The organism is Pseudoalteromonas sp. NFXS53, assembly GCF_056629255.1.
The window spans coordinates 1-17,547 of the sequence record NZ_JBWVBR010000035.1 but is presented as its reverse complement, the minus strand read 5'-3'; the positions used below and the strand labels follow the sequence as shown (position 1 = coordinate 17,547).

Genomic DNA, 17,547 nt, shown 5'->3' with positions numbered 1-17,547 from the left:
CACTTACCCGACGTAAAGTCGGTGCTACCGAACTAAACCCCGGTAGCAGCGAATTCATTTCGCGTCCCCTTTGCGTATCACTTACCCGACGTAAAGTCGATGCTAGCGAACTAAACCCCGGTAGCAGCAAATGTATTTCGAATTTAACCAATTAACTGCTGGTACAGCACTCTTACTGCAAGTAATAAAAATGCAGTGCCTAGTAACTTATCAATCACTGCTTGCTTCTTTGTTAAATCAAACTTCTCTCTTGCTTTTGCACTGGCAACCGACACAAAGAAATACCACAAGGTATCAATCGCCAATACAGTGGCGCACATTAATATGGCGACAGTCAGTGTCATGGCTTCTGGTTGTATAAATTGCGAAAACAAGGCGATAAAAAAGATAGCGAGCTTAGGATTTAAAAAAGCAATGGCAAATCCATCTTGCGCGGCTTGCTTGTAACTCGTTGTACTCGCTTGAGCAACATCTAGACCTGAAGACTTACTGGTCAAGATTTTATAACCCATATAGGCTAAATACGCGGCGCCTGCGAAGACCAGCGCTTGGAATACGATAGGAAAATGAGTAATTAAACTTGCTAAACCTGCTATTGATAGCGCAGCATAAATACCAACCCCAACACCGTGTGCAACACTTGCAGCAATACCGTGCCCTGCACTGTTGTAAAGAGAATGACGTAATACGACTGCCAAACTAGGACCCGGTGACATAGCGCCAATTGCGCAAATGGTGGCTAGGCTTAGCCAAGTTGTTAATTCCACAACATTATCCTGCATAATAAAAATCGCAGCTAGTCTAACGACCTCACTGTTACTGAGCAAGCTCTCTATTTCTCCCCAGATAACTCACATCTATACAAACTCAAATACATATATTAACACTATGTTTTAAATACTATTTTTTTCTTTTGTTAACCTTTCTAAAACCACCCCATAAAAGGAACATAATGATTTACACAGCCGTCTGATAAGCTTATTATTGCAAATAATAACAGTTTCTATTTGCAATAACATATTCCATGACCTCTATTCTCCTCATTGAAGACGACATTACACTCAGCAATTATTTATCTGACTTACTGAAAAAAGCAGGCTACCTCGTTGAACAATGCTTTGATGGGGAGCATGGTTTTGATAAAGCCAAATCAGAACAACATCATCTCGTTTTACTCGATAAAATGCTGCCAAAAATTGATGGTGTCACTCTGCTTAAACAATTAAGACAAGTAAGTCAGATCCCTGTGATCATGGTTTCGGCCAAAGGCGCTGAAGAAGAACGTATTTTAGGGTTTACTCATGGGGCTGATGACTATGTCGCCAAACCTTTTAACAGCCAAGAATTGCTTCTTCGTATTGAAAGTCTTTTACGCAGAGCCAAACCCGACATAGAAAGTAGCAGCCAAGAACATATGCACTTTGATGGCTTATCTATAAATGTGAACACACAGCAAGTACATCTTAATGATGTACTTTTAGATTTTACCCCCATCCAATTTAAATTATTGTGGAACCTGCTTAGTAAGCAGAACGTTATTATCCCAAAAGCGGAGTTGCACGAAGCTGTATTAAATAAAAAACTGGGGGCATACGACCGCAGTATCGACATGCATTTAAGCCGTGTAAGGCGCAAGCTTAATGAAGCAGGCTGGCAGGGAGATCGCTTACAAACAGTGCATGGCAAAGGGTACTGTTTTAAATGAAGCGTAAGATTTTCTGGAAGCTGTTTTTTATTCTTGCAACAGGCCTAGTGACTTTTTTCTATTTGGTTCACACCATTACCTTAAAAACCGAAGAGAAAATGAGCTTTATTAAAGCCGAGCATAGAGCTGAATTAAGAGCTTGGGGCGAAAAAGCAGAGTCATATTATGTGCAAAAAGACTTTGTTGGATTAGAAAAGTACCTTCAAGACATAGAGCAACAAGAGAACGTGTGGGTGTCTGTCGTCGGTTTTAAAGCTGAGCAATTTGCGGGTAAGCCTTACGATAAAGATATCGTAGGTTATTATCATTTTGGACGTAGCATTGATTGGAAGATCCACCTCTACTTTTCTGATAACCCGATTATGGAGTTACCTTTTCAAGAGTATGGCGCCAGTTTTTTAATTCGATTACCTGAGCGAATGCGACCGGGCACGCATTGGTTAACAACGAAATTTGCTTTGCAGATAGTTATTCCGATGATGTTACTTATATTGCTCACGTTTATTCTGTATAGGCACATCATTACGCCATTACACCGCCTCGATAATGCCACCCTCGCATTCAGCAAGGGTGACTTATCTGTTCGAGTCGGCCAACACTTTGCTAAACGTGATGATGAGTTGTCTCATCTTGCCAATACTTTTGATTCAATGGCATCAAGAATTGGAGAGCTTATCGAGAATCAAAGGCAACTCATAGCTGACTTATCTCATGAGTTGCGAACGCCATTAACTCGTTTAGATATTGCCGTTGAGAACTTTGACTCGAGTAATAGCTCACAACATTTAGAACGTATTTCAAGGGAATCTAAGCAAATTAGAAAGCTTGTTGAGAATACCCTCACTTTTGCTTGGCTCGAAAATGAACAGCCCAAAATCATGCAGGAACAAGTAGAGTTAGTTGATTTACTCGATGTCTTGATTGAAGACGCCAGATTCGAGTTTGCCTGTAAGTTCATAGAGAGTGAACTACCGAATTCTGCAGTGATCTCTGACTCAAGTCATAAAGCACTCTGCCCTGCAATAGAAAACGTACTGCGAAATGCACTAAAGTACACGCCATGCAAAGAAACCGTTTCGGTTAAACTCAAACAACAGCAAGATCATTACCTACTAGAAATCAATGATTCAGGTCCAGGGATCCCAGAGCACTTGCTAGATAAAATCTTCGAACCCTTCTTTAGAGTTGACGACAGCAGAATGGCTGAAAGTGACAGCTTTGGCCTAGGGTTAGCATTAGCTAAACGTCACCTTTTAAGTGTTGGTGCAAATATCTATGCCCTTAATCAAAAATGCGGCGGCCTCAGCGTTAAAATCACCATTCCAAAGTTGCAAATGTAACAGTTGTAAAAGTGCTACCAATCACAATTGCAAATAGGAATAATTATGATTTAGAAAATATCAGTAATTAGAGATGCCCCATGACTTTTAAAGCGACTCCTTTGTTCAAAACAAAAATACTATCTACCCTTATAGCTGGCTTGTTGAGTACTCAAGCCCTTGCAACCGAAAAAGACACTGACAACAAAGACATTGAAAAAATTGTCGTTGTCGGTGCGACAACCAACTCAGAAATTACGCCTGAGCAATTAGATAATTATCAAGCCAATGATTTAGAAGATATCTTTAGAGCGACCCCATCAATTACAGTTGGGGGGTCGTTGGGGATTGTACAAAAGGTATTTGTACGTGGTTTAGAAGATTCGATGATGAACATCACGGTTGATGGCGCGCCACAAACTAGTACGCTTTTCCACCACGTCGGCCGTGTGTCAATTGAGCCAGAATTATTACGTAGTGTTGAAGTACAAGCGGGTGCTGGTGAAGCAACAGCTGGCAGTGGCGCAGTCGGTGGTGCCATTCGTTTTAAAACAAAGACTGCAAACGATTTATTAAATGCGGATGAGCAGTTTGGCGGATTGGCAAAAGCGAGTATTTTCTCTAACGATGGCAACAAGCAAAGTGTTGCATTATATGGTCGTGTAACTGATTCAGTGAACGTGTTAGCGTCTTACGTAAATGTCAGCCGCGACAACATGGAAGATGGTAACGGTGAGGTGCTGCCTGGTTCAGGCTCAGATCAAACTCTGGGCTTTGTTAAAGTAGATGCCGAAATTAGTGATAGCCAATTTATCACCGTAAGTTACGAAACACGCGAAGAAGAAGGCGAGTTTGGTAAGCAAACGAATTGGGTTCAAACCATTGACGCACCGCTATTCAAAACATGGTCTGATCGTGAAACTTTAGTGCTAAACCATGCGCTTTATTTAAACGAATTCATAAATTTAGAAACCACACTTTACTCAACTGAGTCCTCTTTAAAGCGCGAGCTTTACACTTGGAACGCAGGAATTAAGACCACAGGTTTCGATATCAGAAATACCAGTGACCTAGGCGATCATGTTCTAACCTATGGTATTGAACAAAAGAATGATGAAGTTAATTCTGAGTCATACGAAGCATTTGGCGGCAAAGCAAACGAAGACGGTACTGTGACTGGTGTGTATGCTCAGGACCATTGGCAAATTACACCTGACCTACTACTGAGCTTTGGTGTACGTTATGACGCCTACGAGCTAGACCACACAGGCCTTGAAGCAAATTGGGTTAAAGTGGATGGCAAATGGGTAGTTGAACATGATTCGCAAGGCAACCCTGTCACAAAGAGCAAAGACTTTTCAGTTAAAAAACAAGACGGCTTTAGTAAAAACATCGGTTTTAAATACACATTAGCTGAAAACATTACCTTGAGCGCGGGCTATGCAGAAGCCTTAAGAGGCCGCCAAGTTGCTGATGCATTTACTGCAGGTGAAGTAAACGACAACCCTGAACTCGCGCCTGAAGATGTAGAAAACATTGAGCTTGGCCTTGAATACAACGATGGCACATGGCTATTCGAAGCATCTGTTTACCAGAGCACTATCAATGGTGTGGTATTCGATAAATTCAAAGGCCGTGAAGGCGTTTTTTATGAAAATATCGGCGATTTAGAAAGCACAGGTGTTGAACTTTTAGCAGGCTACCAAGCGAATCAATTTGATGTATTAGTCAGCTTTAACCATAACGATGTTGTACTAAATAATATGCCATTCATTTGGCCGAATAGTTCAGTTGAAAGCGGCAAACAGCAGGTCATTCGCAATAACGTAGATATCAATGCCTACGAATATGGTGGACTTGGTAATGCTGTAGGTGACGCACTGAATATCAACTTTAACTATGAAGTAACAGATAGCATTAAAACGGGCTTTAATTTTAAGTATGTTGCGGACTTAAATGATATCGAAGTTATGCACCGCTCTTTAGAGTTAGGCTGGGTAGATGAGCTAAGTAGCATCGATAAAGAAGGTTACAACTTGGTTGACGTATACGCACGTTACGAACCAAGTGAGCAGTTACGTTTTGACCTTTCTATTCAAAACTTATTTAACGAAACATACCGAAGCCACGGCAGTGTTGGCGACTTTAGTAAGTTTGGTAAAGGCTATGAAACATTAAAAGGTATGTATGAACCTGGCCGAGATATACGTTTAAGTGTGTCTTATCAGTTTTAATAATTAACTGATAAGTATTATGAATTTGCTGCTACATTTTGATAGCAGCAAATTCATTTCGCGTCTTAATTTCAAACATCTACCCGACGTAAAGTCGGTGCTACCGAGCTAAACTGCACCGGTAGCAACGAATTTGTTTCGCGTCTTAATTTAAAACTACTCACCCGACGTAAAGTCGGTGCTACCGAGCTAAACACCCGGTAGCACCGAATTCATTTCGCGTCTTAATTTCAAACATCTACCCGACGTAAAGTCGGTGCTACCGCACTAAACACTCGGTAGCAGCGAATTCATTTCGCGTCTTAATTTCAAACACTTACCCGACGTAAAGTCGGTGCTACCGCACTAAACACTCGGTAACAGCGAATTCATTTCGCGTCATAATTTCAAACATCTACCCGACGTAAAGTCGGTGCTACCGCACTAAACACCCGGTAGCAGTGAATTCATTTCGCGTCATAATTTCAAACTCTTACCCGACATAAAGTCGGTGCTACCGAGCTAAACACCCCGTAGCAGCGAATTCATTTCGCGTCATAATTTCAAACGCTTACCCGACGTAAAGTCGGTGCTACCGAGCTAAACACCCGGTAGCAGCGAATTTATTTCGCGTCATTTAAATAAATACAATCCCAATAGGAATAATCTGACACTCGCTCACACAAGCCTTTTCGCAACGGATTTGCAACAATATATCTCGCTTGATTTAACAGCTCTTCTTCTCGCCTTATACATGTATCGTAATACCCTTTTTGCCAAACCTTTCCTGTGACGGTATTTCTTAAAAGAGTCGCAGTTCGTCCTTTGAAAAATTTGATGACTTGCCCCAATTCAAGAGTGCTACCCAGTTTAATCAACAAATGGATATGATCGGGCATTATTGTATATGCAATGACGTCAGCATATTGCTTATCTTCAAGTTTATATATTTCTTGACCCAAAAGCTGGTTAACGGGCAGTCGGGTGAATATTGCTCTCCGATCTTGAGTTGTGATTGTAATGGCATAATACCTTCCCGGAATTGATACTCTGCCTTTTCGAAGATTTATAGCTGAAAACATTAACAAAATCCCTTTATTACAAACCAATCTAACAGTTTAGCTTTAAAGTTTGATTTTGCATTTTTACTAATTTACCCGACATAAAGTCGGTGCTACCGCACTAAACACCCGGTAGCAGTGAATTTATTTCGCGTCTTAATTTAAAACTACTCACCCGACATATAGTCTTTGCTACCGCACTAAACACCCGGTAGCAGCGAATTCATTTCGCGTCATAATTTCAAACACTTACCCGACGTAAAGTCGGTGCTACCGAGCTAAAACCCGATAGCAGCGAATTTTTAACTCAACTTTTCATTAAACTTTCTAATCTCACCCGCTTTCATTAAGCAATAGACCGCTGGTAAGACAATCAAAGTAAGCAGCACCGCACTCGACATGCCCCCAACCATGGGCGCTGCAATTCGACTCATCACTTCAGAGCCTGTGCCATCGCCATATAAAATCGGTAACAAACCTATAATGATGGTTGCCACTGTCATCATCACAGGTCGAACACGTAACCCCGCGCCATGTAAGATGGCTTCTAAATAATCAGATTTACCAATGGCTGTGCCTTTGGCTTTGTGTTCATCTTTTAAATCTTGCAGTGCTTGATTCAAATAGACCAACATGATCACGCCAATTTCCACTGCAACGCCGGCCAGAGCAATAAAACCAACGCCAACAGCAACCGAGAAATTAAAACCTTCTAGATACATAAGCCATAAGCCGCCGATCATCGCCATCGGCAATGTTGCGATGATCACCACAACTTCGCTCAACCGTCTGAAGTTTAGGTAAAGTAAAATAACTATAATCGCCAATGTTAATGGCACAACATAGCTCAGCTTCTCTTTGGCTCGCTCCATATACTCATACTGCCCCGCCCAATTAATTGAATAACCAGCAGGTAGTTCAAGCTCTTCGGCAAGTAATGCTTTGGCATTTTCAACATAATTGCCGACATCAATGTCTTCAATATCAATGTACGTCCAACCATTTAAACGCGCGTTTTCGCTCTTAATACCCGGCGGACCATTTTCGATATAAACATGCGCCACATCACCCAAAGCAATACGCTGGCCTGTCGGCGTTACCATCGGCATTCGCGCTAATTGCTCAGGAGAATTTCGATAGTCTTGTGGATAACGCAAGTTCACCGGATAGCGCTCTTGCCCTTCAACGGTTTGGGTTACATTCATCCCACCAATGGCCGTAGCAACCACTTGCTGTACATCGGCGATATTCAAACCATAACGGGCTGCCTTAATGCGATTGATATCAACCTTGATATAACGACCACCAGCAACCCGCTCTGAATATACTGATGCCGTGCCTTCAAGCTTAGGTAAAAGCGTTTCGAGCTGTTGACCAATATCTTGAATAACATCGAGATCTGGCCCTGCCACCTTTATGCCCACAGGGGTTTTAATGCCCGTTGCCAGCATGTCGATACGCGTTTTGATTGGCATAACCCAAGCATTGGTCACACCGGGTAATTTCACTAATGCATCCAGCTCTTTTTTCAAGCTCTCAGTAGTCACGCCCTCGCGCCACTGTGATTTGGGTTTTAACTGGATAAAGGTTTCGATCATGGTAAGTGGTGCCGGATCGGTGGCGGTTTCAGCGCGGCCCACTTTACCAAATACGTTCTCAACCTCAGGAATAGTACGAATAAGCTTGTCAGTTTGCTGCAACAGCTCTCTAGCTTTACCAATTGAAATGCCCGGATACGTCGTTGGCATATACATTAAATCACCTTCATCTAAAGGTGGAATAAACTCGCTGCCAATCTTATCTAGTGGATAAAAGCCAACAACTGTAACTGCAATCGCCGCCAAAATTGTGGTTTTAGGAAAACGTAAAACCCCTTTCAAAACTGGCATATAAAGAGCGATCAGTAATCTATTCAGCGGGTTTTTACGCTCAGGTAATACCTTACCGCGAATAAAGTAGCCCATTAACACAGGCACTAAGGTAATTGCTAAACCGGCAGACGCTGCCATGGCATAGGTTTTAGTATACGCAAGCGGCGCGAACATTCGCCCTTCCTGAGCTTCAAGAATAAATACTGGTAAAAAGCTAACGGTAATAATCAGCAAACTAAAAAATAACGCTGGCCCTACTTCACTGGCGGCTTTGCTCACCACTTGCCAACGGTTTTCATCAGTAAGTGGGGTCTTTTCCATGTGTTTATGCATGTTTTCAATCATTACGATGGCACCATCTGTCATCGCACCGATGGCGATCGCAATTCCGCCTAACGACATGATGTTGGCATTAATCCCTTGAAAATACATGACGATAAACGCCACTAATATACCCATTGGTAGGCTTATCACTGCCACAATTGAAGAACGCAAATGGAACAAGAAAGCTGCACAGATCAGGGCAACAACTATCAATTCTTCGGTGAGTTTGCCCCAGAGATTATCGACTGCTCTATCGATTAAAGCGGAGCGGTCATAGACAGTGACAATTTCAACGCCCTCAGGCAAACCCGCTTTTAGCGATTCTAATTTAGCTTTCACGCCATCAATGGTGGTTTTGGCGTTTTCACCAAAGCGCATGACGACAACGCCACCCACCACTTCGCCTTCACCGTTGAGCTCTGCAACACCGCGGCGCATTTGCGGTCCAAGATTGACCACTGCCACATCGGCAATGGTGAGCGCCACGCCCTTTTCGTTCACACCTAGTGGAATTTGCAGAATATCTTGCACACTCTGAATATAACCCGTTGCGGTTACCATGTATTCCGCTTCGGCCATTTCAAGCACTGATGCGCCTGTTTCTTGGTTGCCACGCTGTAATGCTGTTTGCACATGATTCAATGGAATACCATAGGCGCGTAACTTATCTGGGTCGACTTGTACTTGGTACTGTTTCACCATACCGCCAACTGCGGCGACTTCTGAGACACCTGCTACAGATTGTAATTCGTATTTTAAGAACCAATCTTGAATACTACGCAGTTGGCTAATGTCATGTTTGCCTGTTTTATCGACCAACGCATATAAATATACCCAACCAACCCCAGTGGCATCAGGACCCAGCTGAGGTTTTGCACTACTGGGTAAACTTGCCGCAACTTGACTTAAATACTCTAGCACCCGCGAGCGCGCCCAGTACAAGTCGGTCTTATCGTCAAAAATAATATAAACGTAAGAGTCTCCAAAGAAAGAGTAACCTCTTACCGTTTGTGCCCCAGGCACTGATAACATGGCTGTAGTCAGCGGGAATGTCACCTGATCTTGCACCACTTGCGGTGATTGACCGGGGTAACTGGTTTTTACGATCACCTGTACATCAGATAAATCGGGAATGGCATCAACAGGGGTATTCTTTAACGAGAACAACCCTGCGCCAACTAAAATTAAGCTCATCAACACCACAAAGAAGCGGTTGCTGATAGACCAGCGAATAATTGCTGCGATCATATTGCCTCCTCGTGATTAATGGTGAGCGTGCTTATTCATCGGCATATCGCCATCCTGCATAGCTTTTTCATCGGCTATTTTGTTGATGGCGATGACTTTAAAATCTTGTGCAGTATCAAAAGTAAATTCGATATTATCACCCACTTTGAGCATTGAAATATCCAGTTCATCGATGACCTCAAAGTCCATGGTAGCAGGCCCTCTGCCCCACTTTTCAATGGCTTCACGACTGATATTGATAACTCGAGCGTCAAAATCAATGGCATTGATCACACCATTTACGGTGGCTTGCGTATCTGGCGCTGCGACTTCAACTTTACCCATAATATGAATTGCTGAAACCGGGTAACTTCCGTCATCTTGTTTGGTGATCTCAAAATGTAAACTGTGGCCTACTTCTAGCGCATCAAAGTCAGCTTGATTAAGCACACCAAAATCCATCACCATTTGTGGCCATTGCCATGCTTCAACTGGCGCATGATCGATTGTCACACTCTGCTCTGCGTCAGATTTTGCGGTGACAACCCCTTCAGCCCACACAGAAGCTGGCTCTTCGGCAAACTCCATGCGTTTAAAGTCAGATGATTTACTCGATTCAGAATCAATCAAGAATTGCGCAGATGTGACGACGGTATCGCCTTCATTGAGACCTTCTAATACTTCAATTTGATCTTGATAGACTTGACCTATTTGCACGGCAATAGACTTAAATTGCCCATCACCCAAAGCTAAGACCACGCGGCTTTGTTTGCCCGTTCTTATAACTGACTCGATTGGTGTAAGAATGCTCTCTTGTTTTGCTTTACCGCTTATTTGCAATTGTGCATACATGTTTGGCTTGAGCGCACCGTCTTTGTTTTCAAAACGTAGACGTACACGTAACGTGCGATTTTTTTCATCAAGGGTTGGATAAATATAATCCACTTCACCATGCCAAGCTCGAGCGGGCTGATAATCTAAGGTCATGTGCACAGGCAACCCCACCGTTACTGACGCTGCATCACGCTCAAATACTTCGGCTTCAACCCATACATTGCTTAAATCACCAATGCTCATCATGGTTGTACCCGGTTGTACATAATAGCCTTCGCGAATATTTAAGTTGGCAACCACACCATTTTGCGGCGCATAAAAAGTCACGTTTTGGCTGACTTTTTTGTCTCGCTGTAGCTGCTCGATAAAAATATCGTCAATATGTAAGGCTCTTAATCGAGCCTTGGCTGCGTCAATCAAACCAAACTCTTTGCCGCGCAAAGCAATTAAAAATTCTTGTTGTGCATTCACAAGCTCTGGTGAATATAAGGTATAAAGCGCTTGGCCTTTTTTAACTTTTTGGCCTGTAGTTTTCACGAATAATTGCTCAACCCAACCTGACACGCGCGGGTGAATATGAACAAGGTTATCTTCATCATACTGAATATAACCCACGGTATTAATTGTTGGTGTCATGTCTCTCAGTGTGACTTGCGTAGTTCGAACCCCTAAGTTGTTTATCACCTCAGGAGAGATTTTAATTGCACCCGGCCCGTGTTCATCTTCGCTGTTAGACTCCTCATATACAGGAATTAGATCCATGCCCATCGGCGATTTACCGGGTTTATCTCGACGGTAGTTTGAGTCCATCGGTGCAACCCAATACAGTGGCTTTTTTTCATCGCTTTGTTCAGCATGCGCACGGTGATCTGCATTTGATTGCGAATAAAAGTACATCCCCGCACTGCCAGCTGCCATGCCTAAACTGAGCAATACTACATTGGTAATAAATTTCGACATCAGAATTGCTCCTCGTAACTGTTTACTTCAGCGAATACTTCGTAGCTGCCATCTTTTTTTAGCAATAGCACTTTATAGGCTTGAAACCTTTCATCAATTTCCATCCCTGGTGAGCCAAGTGGCATAGCGGGTACACTTAAACCAATCGCATTATTAGGTGGAGATTGTAAAAACTGCTTAATGAATTTCGCAGGTACATGACCTTCGAATGCAAACCCGTCGGCATGCACCGCGGTATGACATGAGCGATACCTAGCCTCAATGCCGTACTGACTCTTTATTTCGCTCATTTGCGGGTGCGAAAAGTTTTTGCCTTCGACCTTAATATTTTGAGAAGTGAGATGATCTAACCATAAGGTGCAACAACCACAAGTCGGGGTTTTAGCAACCAATAACTCAATAGTTTTGCTTTGTGCAAAACTATTGTTTGAAAAAATACTTAAAAATAACGTGAGTGAAAAAATTAACTTTGAGAAAACTCGCATCGCCTGCGCTCCTAATCACAATAAAAACAATAAAATAGGTGAGCATTCGGACAGTCACGCCAAATTTTAGGCGCAATTATCCTAGGTTAGGCAAAAATCGGCGGGCGATATAGATTAGAAATTGTTGTAACTGGCGGTGTTAACGGTGCATTTTGAATTTTCTCAAAGCTAGAGAAAAAACCAAGCGTCTGAACTGACTGAGGTACATAAGTAAAAGCATGACAGGCATTAATTGGGCAAACACATTCAACCTCGCAGCAATCCATTGATGAAGACTCGCTTGCTGACGAAGCCATTGACGACATTGTTTCGTCTTGTGACATTATGTGTTTCGACATTCCGTCTTGCGCCATTGTGTGGTGCATCATGCTATCTTGAGTCATCATGGTCATATCACACTCATGGGCAGCAAAAGCCGTCATTTGGCCAAATGGCGAAACGACTAAACTTAAAAACAGCATGATTGATGCGATGAATTTAAACATAACAACTCAATAAAATTAACTGTCGCTAATGCTAAACAATTTTTGTCAGGATGGCAAAGCCTGTAATGATACTTAGATAGCCTAGCAGTAAAGTATTTGCGGGCACAGCATGCGCCAACATACTGGGCATTTGTTTATATTGCTCGTATTTCAAAACAAAAAAGCTGTGACCTTCAAACTGAGCAAAACGTTCAAAATAAGGTTTAAGTTTTTTGAGATAAGGTTCAAAGAAGGATTTAATGGCGCTTATATAGAAAATACAGAACGTCGATGCGCCCATGACTTCAAGCATCAGCGTCAGTTCCATCGCCACGAAAATCTCAGGCCCTGCAAACATAACAATGATTAACATTGCCAAACTGTGCCAAGAGAATTGTTTTATTTTTTCAATTAGTTTTTTGTAAAACTTAACTAATAGCTTCATGCCCTTACTTCCTTTTTCATACTTGCGAAACTCTAAATTCAGATGCTAGCAAAAAGCGGTTAAATATAAAAACCGATTAATTAACAAACAAATAACAACGCATTGCTCTAGTTATTTCTAAACTTAAAATGTACGCCATAATCCATAGGTGATGTTATGAGTAAACTAACGTTGTGGATCATTGGTGGGCTCTTAAGCGCAATTATTGGCTTTATTGCATGGCAGCAACTCACCCCGCCAGATCCATTCCTTGCAAGACAGGTAAAAGCAATTGCACCTGCTGAAGATAACTATTTAATCGATTTTTACCCGCATATTTCTAATCATCAACGTCCTGAAGAGACTTACCCCTTCCCCATTCCACTGGGTGGCGTCGGACCAGCAACCAATTTATATTCAGGGCCGAACCAATATCCCTTCTTTTGTATGTCAGTTGATTCAAAGGTTGGCCAGCCTGAGGTCGATAACCAAGAAGGCCTTGGTGTGCCAGTGACGAGTGAAACCGGTGAACTTTTGGGTTTCAGCAAAGATTGCGGTGTTAAATCGCACTTACAATACTTTGCTATCAATGCCGACAAACAGCCAGAAAAACTCACCATTGAGCAGGCTAAAAACTACCAAGGGACCCTATTTAGAGCGGAGCAAGGCACAATTAATCGTTTTATTTATACTATTGTGATGCCTATCAAACCTGAAGAAGTGGGTGATAGATTAGCAAAGTCGCAATGGAACAATCGATTGGTGTATCAATTTAATGGCGGCTCAGGCATTGGCTTTAGACAAGGGCGACAAAAAACCTATAAAGTTATGCAGCGCCAAGTTGACCAATTACTTGATGGTTATGCCATTATCAGTTCTAGTGGCAATAAAACCAGTTATACCTATAACATGCTGCTAGCCGAAGACACTGCACGCAGAGTAAAAAAGCAATTTACCAGTTTATATGGTGAACCACTTTATACAGTGGGTGTAGGTGGCTCGGGTGGCGGCCTTGCGCAGTATCTAATCGCGCAAAATAGTACGGGCATTTTGGATGGCTTGCTGCCTCTTTATAGTTATCCGGATATGATAAGTCAGACCACTTATGCGCTCGACTGTGATCTGTTAAACAACTATTTTACCTTTAGAGCTGATAACCGAAAGGCATGGCGAGATTGGGATAGACGCCGCTTAATTGAAGGCATGAATGCCATTAATGACTTTCCGCAGCGGGCCGGTTTTTTGCAACCTCTAAACCAACTTATGGCCGGCTTTGTGCCTAGCTTTCCCGATGGTAACAGCGAATGTATAAACGGCTACTTTGGGCTATCTGCTTATATTAACAACCCTAAACAGGGCTTTTTAAGACCTTTATTTGCTGAATCTGTGGTAGAACAAAATAACTGGAGCTATTGGCAAGACATGAAACATGTGCTCGGCACAGACAAGCAAGGTTTTGGCCGTTCAACTTGGGATAACGTGGGCGTGCAATATGGGTTAAATGCGCTTCTTGAGAGTAAGATCAGTATCGAGGAGTTTTTTAATATCAACTACAACATCGGAGCTTGGAAGTCACAGCCCACCATGCAAGTAGAGCATATCATTACACCGCTTGGTCCTCACAAACCGCTTTGGCTCTCTCTTTGGGGTAGTGAAAACATTTATGAAGCAAACCACGCCCCTGCCCAGCGTCATACTGCTAGCCTTGAAGCCATTGAGGCAGCTTACCGCTCGGGCCAAGTGTTTATTGGCAAAGTTGACCTGCCAATCATTGATGCCAGACATTACCTTGAGAATGAGTTAGACATGCATCATATGTCAGCCTCATTTTATAGTCGTTTGCGAATAGATAAAGCCAATGGCGATCATAAAAATCACATTATTTGGGTCGCACATAAAGATCATGACCCAACACAAGCTGCGTTTGCCATGATAGATAAATGGCTTTTAAACCTTAAACAAAACCCTAACCTGAGTGTTATTGAGGCAAAGCCACAAGAGTTAGGCGATACCTGCTTTGAAGCCGATGGCAGTACCTATGCCAAGGGTGAGGATGTGTTTGATGGTAAATGGAATCAAAAGTCAGACGGCGCATGTCAGTCACGTTTTCCAATGTTCAGTACCAGCCGCATTGAATCGGGCGGTCCTTGGGCGGGCGACATCTTCAAATGCCATTTAATCGATGTTGAGACAGCAATAGAAAAAGGCATGTATGGCATCCATCCAATTACAAAATTAGCCGAGCAGTTAAAGACCGTTTTCCCCCATGGCGTCTGTGATTATGAACAAGGAGATGTGGGAAGACCCAGTAATATCTAAGTAAGAACCGTAAGCGCGGGTTTATCCTGCGCTTTTGTGCGCGACATAAAGTCGCGCCTACAAATCAATACATTAACTAAATTAATACTATGTAGCACCGACTTTATGTCGGGTTAATCAACGCGTTTATGTCTGTAGGCGCGGGTTTATCCAGCGCATGTATGAATTACTGTTTTAATCGTCTTAAACTCTTGTACAATCAAACCTTATTTTATGTATGGGGAACTTAAATGCACGCACTTTTCTCTTATGGCACGCTTCAGCAATCTCAAGTTCAACTTGATACTTTTGGTCGTTTACTTGAAGGCCAAAAAGATACCTTGATTGGTTACAAACTGGGTGAAGTTAAAATCACTGACGAAGCGGTCATTAAAAGCAGTGGCAAAGAATATCATCCAATTCTTATTAAATCGGAGCATAACGAAGATACTGTTGAAGGTACTGTATTTTTAATCACAGATGCAGAATTACAACAAGCCGATGAATATGAAGTTGATGACTACCAAAGAGTCGAAGCGCAATTAGCTTCAGGTAAAACTTGCTGGATCTATACGGCAGCATCTTAATTGAATTCATCAAACTACAAATTCGGATCTTTACTCACACTCTATTACAGTTAATTTGTATACATAAATAAATATCTGACACTAAAATTGAAACACTCTCATTATAGTTTCTGAGAGAAAACCTCTACTCGTTCATAATGATAAAAAGGAAAGATAATGCGCAAATTAATTTATTTCATTTTGCCATTCACTTTAACAGCAATCAGCGGCTGCTCAACGGAAACAACTGAATCTGATAACGTCAAAACTCGTGCTATTTGGTCAAATATTTATGTCACATCAGGAGGCGATGATAGTCGAGTTATCGCTGAGCTAAACTTGACTGATGAATTAGGCAATAACATAAGTTTATCAAGTCCAGATAAGTTAGAGGCTACTGTGGGCAGCGACACTAAAACTCTTGAAAAACATACTGATGTATTCGATGTTGACTATCGTGCCATCTTTGACGAACACAGTGAAAACACACAATATGTTGTCAATTTTGTTCGCTCAGAAGATAACGTCACCCTCACAAATACACTTACTTTGCCTGCGCCTTTTGAAATACTTGCCCCGCAAAAAAAGCAATCTTTCTCCAATTCTGAACAGTTAGTGATCGAATGGTCTAATCATAGTACCTCAGACAAACTAGACGTGACGCTTAATTCTACTTGCAAACTCAAAGACGGTGGGTCTCAAGCTAATGCTGAAAAATTTGAGAATGTGACAGACGACGGTAAGTTAACCATTGACCTAGATACTCTCGATATGTTCAAAGATGAAAGCTTAAACACACGCCAAAACTGCTCAGTTAATCTTCTTGTTGAACGCTTTAGATTAGGCAGTGTTGATAGTAATTATGCTAGTGGCAGTAAAAGTAGAGCGTCACAACAAAGACGATTAGATGATATAACCATTACGCTACGTTGATAAAAAGATAATTCGAAAAATCGTTATAAAGCTGTTAAATAAATTAACCTTTGTTGTATACCCATTATGCAACAACAATTTATTAAGGGTGCTTTTAAAATTTAAAGCACCCTTAAATCATAAACTTAGAGTAAATACACTTAAATCGACCAGTTAGTAATATTGCTGTAATAAAACTCTTGGATAATACATACCATCTTATACAGCAACCAATTTAAAGTTATGAACCACTCACCGTTATTGCTCGGATTCACACCCCGTACAATGAACGACTTAGATAATTACAGTGTGCAACATACCTGTCAGTACGACACATTAAAGTTAGATTATGCAAAAGAAGGCATAACCTTTAATTGCGTCTTACCGTACGATGCACAGATCGGTGATGTGATTTCATTATCTGCAACAAAATCTGATGCTAGAGCTGAAAGTTTTAGTGCAGAGACAACTTTAACGAAAGCTGATTTAGAAAATAAGAATGCAATATTAAAGCTGATAGGTGAAGGTGAAACCGATGATTACCTGATGCAGCTTAACTTGCTTGGTTTGCATGGTTCTATAAAAAATTCAGCCGAGTTTAATGCACACATAAAAAGCCAAGCAATTAAAAAGAAGAAAATAAACGCAATTTCCCCTTGGCTCATTAGTGCTAAAAAACAGGGAGCAAAACTAATGTCAGTGATGCTCTCAGCTTTTTAGATTACTAAGCTATTTTTCAGCCCCGCTAATTTAGCGGGGCTTTTTTCGTTCATGTGGATGCATAAATAAAAGAAACTTAACCCGACATAAAGTCGGTGCTACCAAGTTAAACTGCCCCGTTAACAACGAATTCATTTCGTGTTTTAGTTTAAAAACTTACCCGA

14 protein-coding genes are annotated in these 17,547 nt (G+C 41.8%); 7 read left to right on the top strand and 7 right to left on the bottom strand.

What is annotated here, in order from left to right; genetic code table 11:
- Positions 1 to 143: 143 nt before the first annotated feature.
- Complete coding sequence (locus AC1HJP_RS20850) at positions 144 to 767, bottom strand: LysE family translocator (protein ID WP_480363421.1); 624 nt, start codon at positions 765 to 767, stop codon at positions 144 to 146.
- 257 nt (positions 768 to 1,024) lie between these two features.
- On the opposite strand from AC1HJP_RS20850, the gene AC1HJP_RS20845 reads away from it, so the two are divergent.
- The 3 genes from AC1HJP_RS20845 to AC1HJP_RS20835 all read left to right on the top strand — a co-directional run bounded on the left by AC1HJP_RS20845 (position 1,025) and on the right by AC1HJP_RS20835 (position 5,258).
- Positions 1,025 to 1,705, top strand: a complete 681-nt coding sequence (locus AC1HJP_RS20845; RefSeq protein WP_480363420.1) for a response regulator transcription factor — start codon at positions 1,025 to 1,027, stop codon at positions 1,703 to 1,705.
- Positions 1,702 to 3,045 carry a histidine kinase sensor domain-containing protein gene (locus AC1HJP_RS20840; RefSeq protein ID WP_480363419.1) on the top strand — a complete coding sequence of 448 codons (1,344 nt, stop codon included), beginning with the start codon at positions 1,702 to 1,704 and terminating at the stop codon, positions 3,043 to 3,045. The genes AC1HJP_RS20845 and AC1HJP_RS20840 overlap by 4 nt, the downstream gene beginning before the upstream one ends.
- An 80-nt stretch (positions 3,046 to 3,125) precedes the next feature.
- On the top strand, positions 3,126 to 5,258 hold the full coding sequence (locus AC1HJP_RS20835; RefSeq protein WP_480363418.1) for a TonB-dependent receptor: 2,133 nt from the start codon (positions 3,126 to 3,128) through the stop codon (positions 5,256 to 5,258).
- Between the two features lie 602 nt (positions 5,259 to 5,860).
- On the opposite strand, the gene AC1HJP_RS20830 is transcribed toward AC1HJP_RS20835, so the two are convergent.
- The 6 genes from AC1HJP_RS20830 to AC1HJP_RS20805 form a co-directional block, all read right to left on the bottom strand.
- Entirely contained in the window at positions 5,861 to 6,319 is a 459-nt protein-coding gene (locus AC1HJP_RS20830) for an REP-associated tyrosine transposase (protein ID WP_480363417.1), read from the bottom strand.
- A 281-nt stretch (positions 6,320 to 6,600) separates the two neighbouring features.
- Complete coding sequence (locus AC1HJP_RS20825; RefSeq protein ID WP_480363416.1) at positions 6,601 to 9,741, bottom strand: efflux RND transporter permease subunit; 3,141 nt, start codon at positions 9,739 to 9,741, stop codon at positions 6,601 to 6,603.
- Between the two features lie 15 nt (positions 9,742 to 9,756).
- Positions 9,757 to 11,514 carry an efflux RND transporter periplasmic adaptor subunit gene (locus AC1HJP_RS20820; RefSeq protein WP_480363415.1) on the bottom strand — a complete coding sequence of 586 codons (1,758 nt, stop codon included), beginning with the start codon at positions 11,512 to 11,514 and terminating at the stop codon, positions 9,757 to 9,759.
- On the bottom strand, positions 11,514 to 11,999 hold the full coding sequence (locus tag AC1HJP_RS20815) for a DUF411 domain-containing protein (RefSeq protein ID WP_480363414.1): 486 nt from the start codon (positions 11,997 to 11,999) through the stop codon (positions 11,514 to 11,516). The genes AC1HJP_RS20820 and AC1HJP_RS20815 overlap by 1 nt, the downstream gene beginning before the upstream one ends.
- A gap of 86 nt (positions 12,000 to 12,085) precedes the next feature.
- Positions 12,086 to 12,484 (bottom strand): hypothetical protein, encoded by a 399-nt coding sequence (locus AC1HJP_RS20810; protein ID WP_480363413.1) that lies wholly within the window; start codon positions 12,482 to 12,484, stop codon positions 12,086 to 12,088.
- Positions 12,485 to 12,515: 31 nt separating this feature from the next.
- Entirely contained in the window at positions 12,516 to 12,908 is a 393-nt protein-coding gene (locus tag AC1HJP_RS20805; RefSeq protein ID WP_480363412.1) for a hypothetical protein, read from the bottom strand.
- Positions 12,909 to 13,064: 156 nt separating this feature from the next.
- Between AC1HJP_RS20805 and AC1HJP_RS20800 the strand changes: the two genes are divergently transcribed.
- The 4 genes from AC1HJP_RS20800 to AC1HJP_RS20785 all read left to right on the top strand — a co-directional run bounded on the left by AC1HJP_RS20800 (position 13,065) and on the right by AC1HJP_RS20785 (position 17,383).
- Positions 13,065 to 15,206 carry a DUF6351 family protein gene (locus AC1HJP_RS20800; protein ID WP_480363411.1) on the top strand — a complete coding sequence of 714 codons (2,142 nt, stop codon included), beginning with the start codon at positions 13,065 to 13,067 and terminating at the stop codon, positions 15,204 to 15,206.
- Between the two features lie 230 nt (positions 15,207 to 15,436).
- Complete coding sequence (locus tag AC1HJP_RS20795; protein ID WP_480363410.1) at positions 15,437 to 15,772, top strand: gamma-glutamylcyclotransferase family protein; 336 nt, start codon at positions 15,437 to 15,439, stop codon at positions 15,770 to 15,772.
- Positions 15,773 to 15,928: 156 nt separating this feature from the next.
- Complete coding sequence (locus AC1HJP_RS20790) at positions 15,929 to 16,684, top strand: hypothetical protein (RefSeq protein WP_480363409.1); 756 nt, start codon at positions 15,929 to 15,931, stop codon at positions 16,682 to 16,684.
- Between the two features lie 264 nt (positions 16,685 to 16,948).
- Entirely contained in the window at positions 16,949 to 17,383 is a 435-nt protein-coding gene (locus tag AC1HJP_RS20785) for a hypothetical protein (RefSeq protein WP_480363408.1), read from the top strand.
- Positions 17,384 to 17,547 lie beyond the last annotated feature (164 nt).

Bases quoted from the DNA above. Each gene is read 5' to 3' on its own strand.
- AC1HJP_RS20845 (WP_480363420.1), top strand. From the start codon at position 1,025: ATGACCTCTATTCTCCTCATTGAAGACGACATTACACTCAGCAATTAT.
- AC1HJP_RS20840 (WP_480363419.1), top strand. From the start codon at position 1,702: ATGAAGCGTAAGATTTTCTGGAAGCTGTTTTTTATTCTTGCAACAGGC.
- AC1HJP_RS20835 (WP_480363418.1), top strand. From the start codon at position 3,126: ATGACTTTTAAAGCGACTCCTTTGTTCAAAACAAAAATACTATCTACC.
- AC1HJP_RS20830 (WP_480363417.1), bottom strand. From the start codon at position 6,319: ATGTTTTCAGCTATAAATCTTCGAAAAGGCAGAGTATCAATTCCGGGA.
- AC1HJP_RS20825 (WP_480363416.1), bottom strand. From the start codon at position 9,741: ATGATCGCAGCAATTATTCGCTGGTCTATCAGCAACCGCTTCTTTGTG.
- AC1HJP_RS20820 (WP_480363415.1), bottom strand. From the start codon at position 11,514: ATGTCGAAATTTATTACCAATGTAGTATTGCTCAGTTTAGGCATGGCA.
- AC1HJP_RS20815 (WP_480363414.1), bottom strand. From the start codon at position 11,999: ATGCGAGTTTTCTCAAAGTTAATTTTTTCACTCACGTTATTTTTAAGT.
- AC1HJP_RS20810 (WP_480363413.1), bottom strand. From the start codon at position 12,484: ATGTTTAAATTCATCGCATCAATCATGCTGTTTTTAAGTTTAGTCGTT.
- AC1HJP_RS20805 (WP_480363412.1), bottom strand. From the start codon at position 12,908: ATGAAGCTATTAGTTAAGTTTTACAAAAAACTAATTGAAAAAATAAAA.
- AC1HJP_RS20800 (WP_480363411.1), top strand. From the start codon at position 13,065: ATGAGTAAACTAACGTTGTGGATCATTGGTGGGCTCTTAAGCGCAATT.
- AC1HJP_RS20795 (WP_480363410.1), top strand. From the start codon at position 15,437: ATGCACGCACTTTTCTCTTATGGCACGCTTCAGCAATCTCAAGTTCAA.
- AC1HJP_RS20790 (WP_480363409.1), top strand. From the start codon at position 15,929: ATGCGCAAATTAATTTATTTCATTTTGCCATTCACTTTAACAGCAATC.
- AC1HJP_RS20785 (WP_480363408.1), top strand. From the start codon at position 16,949: ATGAACGACTTAGATAATTACAGTGTGCAACATACCTGTCAGTACGAC.